Source organism: Aetokthonos hydrillicola CCALA 1050 (assembly GCF_017591665.1).
GTDB classification, from domain to species: Bacteria; Cyanobacteriota; Cyanobacteriia; order Cyanobacteriales; family Nostocaceae; genus Aetokthonos; species Aetokthonos hydrillicola.
Genome location: NZ_JAAKGC010000207.1, coordinates 1 through 4,890 on the forward strand (window position 1 = coordinate 1; position 4,890 = coordinate 4,890).

Here is a 4,890-nt window from a genome sequence, read left to right on the forward strand (position 1 = left end):
AGGCAATGGTAGCGGTTGCTCAACAAGTTTCTGAGTCCCCTACTCAGCAGGATATTCAAGCGCTCGCTCCTGCCATGCCTCACGTGGCCGAAATAGTTAAAAATAAAACAATACTTAGAAATAGTTCTCTTGTAAATGATGACGATTTTTGTTTACTTTTCGTAGCTATAGGCAGGTTCTATAAAGCTCAAGGCTTATATAAAGAAGCAAAGCTATGTTATCAAGATTATCTATCTAGTGCGAAAGAACGATTTGGAGAAGATAGTTTAGAGGTTGCTTCTAGCCAAAATAGTTTAGCTAATATCTATAAAGATTTAGGTTGTTATGATGATGCAAAAATGTATTATCAAAGAGCTTTCAATTTAAGTGTAATTCTGTTAGGAAATAATCACCTTGATGTAGCCAAAGTAATGAATAATTTAGCGTTGCTTTACTGCCATCAAAATAATATTAAGGAGGAAGAAACGTACAATTTAAGTTATTACAGAGAAACAGAAGAACGTTACTTAGAAGCTGAGAATCTTTTCCAACAAGCTTTGGAAATTAGAATATCTCAATTGGGCGAAACCGACTTAATGGTGGCTCAAAGCTTGAACCATTTAGGTACATTATATGCAGGACTAGCACACTACTCTTTTCGATATTCTAGTTACACAACAAAAGCTGAAGAACTCTTACAAAGAGCTCTTGATATTAGAAGACATACTTTAAATATGGAGCACCCTGATATTGCAGAAAGCTTAAACAATCTTGGATGCCTTTATGCAAAAATGTATCGCTACAGTGAGGCCGAAAGTTTATTTTTTCAAGCATTGGCACTAAACCAGCGTTTGTTAGGAGAAACACATCCGGTTGTAGCTCATGGACTATGGAATCTAGGTGAGCTTTACGCATCTCAATATGAATACAATAGATCTATACCCTTATTTGAACAAGCTTTAGAAATACTTAATAACTGCTTAGGAGAAGAACATTGTCAGGTAATTTATGCTTGTAGACGTCTTGAATATTTACGTTATAGCAGGTAATAAATAGTGGCTCTTTCGTACCTGTTATGGTAACTACGTCTGCAAATAAGTTTGAAACCTTTATTGGGCAATCATAATACGTGTTATCCTTACCATTTGATGCTTATCGCTAACACTATCACAGTACAAATAAACATTTGAAAATTTTACCATGCGTTGAGTAAAAATCTCAGTTCATGACCATCCTTGACAGGTTAAGGAAATTGCACCTTTGTCAAGAGTGTGCAGGAAAAGGGGATAAATCTAGCTTGGCAACAGGCTTTGGGAGACTTTTAACTACACCTAGGTCAAGGTTTCCTTTCGCAGCAAAGTATTTAACGGGGTCGTCAGCTTCACCTTTTTCTTGAGCAACACTAAAGTCGTACAAACGAGGAAATTCGTGACAGATTAAAATAGCATCAGTTTTGTCAATTAGAAATTATGCTTATAATTTCCTAAAAACCAAGGTATAAAACTAAGCTTTGTACCGACATTTCAGTAAAAAAATAAATTTTCAGCACAAGAACTTTTGCGATCAATAACCGAAAAACAAGGTTTTCAGGATTTTTGACATAACTTTCATTTTATAGGTGGATTGACAAATCCATCATGACCCTAATCTGTCACAAATAAGATTTCAAACTATTAAAAATTTTTTCATCTCTTAAGATAGTGTTCCTCCTAACTTTTCTCTCAAATCATTTTCCAATCTACGTAGCTTCCATCCGTGCCAAGAGTTAGCTATCTTCCCGTAAGAGGACAAAAATCTTAGACGATCTTTTGCTTCTTCGGGTTTCTTATTTTCTAGCAGCTTAACCCCGACATAATATGCAAATTGCCCGTACAACCAAGGGATATCTTTTCCTTTTACATCTTCTTCATACAACCCAGCACGCATTGTATAAGCTTCCCAATTAAGCAACTTGTTAAGACTACATTCTTCTGATTGCTTTAGTTTATTTTGTTCACAGCTTTTTAGGTATTTACTAGCTAAATTATAGGATTCTCTCAGTGCCTTATCCTGCAAATAATTCATACGAAATTCAATCCATCTTCCCTTCGTCTTTATTTCTTGGTGGTCATTGTTCTTCATGATTGAAGCGACCGCATGACCTAAATTTGTAACCTCTGAGCCATATACAAGAAGATGAGAAGAGTCTTGAGTTGTGTTTTTTAGGTCTTCTTCCACTGCGTTCCAATCTCCATTCCAAGCATCAACTACAGCTAAAGAAGCTTGTAGAATAGGAGATTCTTTGGGGACTGTTTGGTAATCTTTGAAGTGTTCTGCTGCTAATTTCTGTGCCTTATTTCCAACAGAAAGGGCATATTGTCCAATTTCCCCCTTCAATCTATCCTCTTCTTGCTCTTTCCATCTCGTAATGTTTCCTTTATATTGTGTTTTAGAGCGCATAAAAGATTGTCTACTCTGTTCAATTTTTTCAGCAACGCTTTTATTCTGTATACCTTGTAGTACAGCATTATAGGAAGCATCCCACGGTTTTTTTTCTGACTCAAAAGTTTCAAGACTACGCTCTAACCACTGGTATTTTAATAGTTTCATGCTCTCAATTTTAGACATTATCCCTAGAAAATCTCTTGGTCTAGAGAAGTTGTTATTCTCTTGCTGTTTCCAAGCATTTATGAGATGTTTGGGCTGGATGCTAAACATCCATGATTGATGTTGCAAATGTTTGCAAGATTCTGGTTCTTGGCAAGCTGCGGCAACAACACCCATTGTTGCAGTTATAGATGCTGCTTCATTTACAAGAGGTAATACCTCTCGGTATTCATCGGGCCGAGCTTTCACATCTTGAATTAACTCTTGATAAGGAATTTCACCAAGTTTTTGGTCTTCTGCTTTTGCTTGAACTGGGTAACCATAAGGCGAGAGAAATGTTACCTGTGGCTTATACTCCAAATCTACTAGACCAATTGCCTGATCAGAGTTAGGGTTGAAAGTTAAACTTATTTGTGGCCAGCTCAGAGGTGGAAGTGCCCAATTCTTTAACAAACTACTGTAGGAGGACTTATTATCTTGGATCAACTGACTAACTAAATAGTTCGGCCGCTTTGATTGAGGAGTTTTCGTTAGTAACTCTTCATTTCCCCATACCATTAAAGCAAATTCACTGTCTGCTCGTAAGAATAGTTTCCTAATTTCTGTATTCCTTAAAACATTATCTGTATAAAGAATGCCATTATACCCAGCAAGCTCGTCTTGGGATACTTGAAAACTTCGTTTTTTGGTTCGTTGTACTACATTAATTGCTTCGTGCAGTATCTTCGGATTAACTGTGATAGAAAATTTCTTACCTTTTATATTGGCAAAAAGCTTTCCATCTTCATAAGACAAGTCTGAGGGATTGAGTATAAGACTGCTTGCAATATTTGATTCTAGTCCACCAATACCTCTTGCAAACATCGAATTCAAAGCAGAAGCAAAAGAGGTTCCTGGATCAAACGGGGGAGAAGAAAAGGACTTTTGTGGTATAAATATCGTTACAATAATTAACGCTGCAAGAAAAATAACTGTCAGACGCTGGCGTAGGAAATACATACTTAACTCCTTTTTTTAGTACAAACTTGATTACCAACGTTTAATCCAGTATCTTTCTCCTGCCAAGAATACCCCCATTATGATACCTATTGATGTCATTGCAGTGAAATTCTCAATAATTAAGGGAGGTACATCAAGTAAAAATTTAACAAAAATACCTAAATGCAGACATAGAACTAATATCCATAAACTTGAAGTGTGAAATATCGTTCTTAATGGTTGTTGTTTACCTATATAAACAGCTAATGCCCCCTCTCCCAAAGCCGTAGCAAAAGGCATTACATAAGAACCCAAGTAATCTTCATGTAACGTGTCCCATATTGCATAAATTGCAAGCCAATTAAACAAAGCTTGCTGTAATAAAAGTTCAAAGATTGCAACAACTAAAGTAGCAATCGTAGAGATAAGAAGTATTTTTAACAAAAATGGCAATCTCAAGCAATGTAAATTCATGCTTTTCATCATGTCACCTTTAACTGTTAATTTGCTAGGGAGTTCGGTGTTTTCTAAAACAGCCAAAATCAAACGGTAACTTCTGTGAGAAGTGAGAAGATAGCTTTATTTTTACTATCTTCGTTTAAAATATAGACAAAGTTAAACTAGTCTGGAAACTCTGTCACTATCGTAAGCTTTCGACACTAAGGCGCGTTCTTTGTTTTTATCGCTACATTTACGTAGTACCTTAATAATAGTTTTAATAAAAATCGTGTTAATACTGAGCGAGGACAGTTTCTCACCTGGCACATAAACGATTTCTTGTTTTTCGCTCTTCAGCTTTTCTGCAAACTTATAACATGCTACAATCAGCTAACCTAGCTCCTTAAAAAGTTGGACATACCCTAACTAAAACTAAGCACTAGTACTAGAGGTATGACTATAACCAAAATGGGAGTGATAACGAAAACAGAACGCCGGTAGTGGAGGAATACAGGCTAGAAGATGCAGATTTCTCGTAGAAAGAGATTAACAACCCCCCCATCATATCACGACATGACTTTTGCAAGAGGTCTAGTCAAAACCGTTTTTACAATGGTGCTTTTTGCGCCCGAATGTGAGTCTGGTTCTGGGTGTTGTTGGCAACGATATTGGTGAAGTAACGTTGGTTACTATCCCGTTTAAGAGATTAGATTAATGAACAATTACGCCAAGCCTTTGTCGAACAGCTAGCCAGCCTTAAGAATGAAGAGATTGTTTATGCCGATGAGTCAGGTATGGACTATCGAGACGACTATGGCTACAGTCCGCAAGGAGAGCGCTTTCATGACCTGAAGTCCGGTCGCAGAACAGGTCGAGTCAACATGATTGCTGCACTTTGTGGGCAACAGC

Annotated in this window: 3 protein-coding genes and 1 pseudogene; 2 read left to right on the plus strand and 2 right to left on the minus strand. The window is 36.9% G+C overall.

All coding sequences use genetic code 11. From position 1 onward, the window contains the following. The coding region (locus G4P69_RS35550) for a tetratricopeptide repeat protein (RefSeq protein WP_208354642.1) at window positions 1–1,028 on the plus strand (1,028 nt) is incomplete at its 5' end. Window positions 1,029–1,671: 643 nt separating this feature from the next. Here the strand turns inward: G4P69_RS35550 and G4P69_RS35555 are convergent. Both G4P69_RS35555 and G4P69_RS35560 read right to left on the minus strand, forming a co-directional pair. Further along, the gene (locus G4P69_RS35555) at window positions 1,672–3,564 is read right to left on the minus strand and encodes a hypothetical protein (protein ID WP_208354644.1); all 1,893 of its coding nucleotides are present in this window, start codon (window positions 3,562–3,564) and stop codon (window positions 1,672–1,674) included. A gap of 30 nt (window positions 3,565–3,594) precedes the next feature. After that, window positions 3,595–4,083, minus strand: a complete 489-nt coding sequence (locus tag G4P69_RS35560; protein ID WP_208343468.1) for a hypothetical protein — start codon at window positions 4,081–4,083, stop codon at window positions 3,595–3,597. A 623-nt stretch (window positions 4,084–4,706) separates the two neighbouring features. On the opposite strand from G4P69_RS35560, the pseudogene G4P69_RS39740 reads away from it, so the two are divergent. Beyond that, a pseudogene (locus G4P69_RS39740) lies at window positions 4,707–4,890 on the plus strand (IS630 family transposase); the annotation flags it as partial.

Bases quoted from the DNA above. Each gene is read 5' to 3' on its own strand.
- G4P69_RS35555 (WP_208354644.1), bottom strand. From the start codon at position 3,564: ATGTATTTCCTACGCCAGCGTCTGACAGTTATTTTTCTTGCAGCGTTA.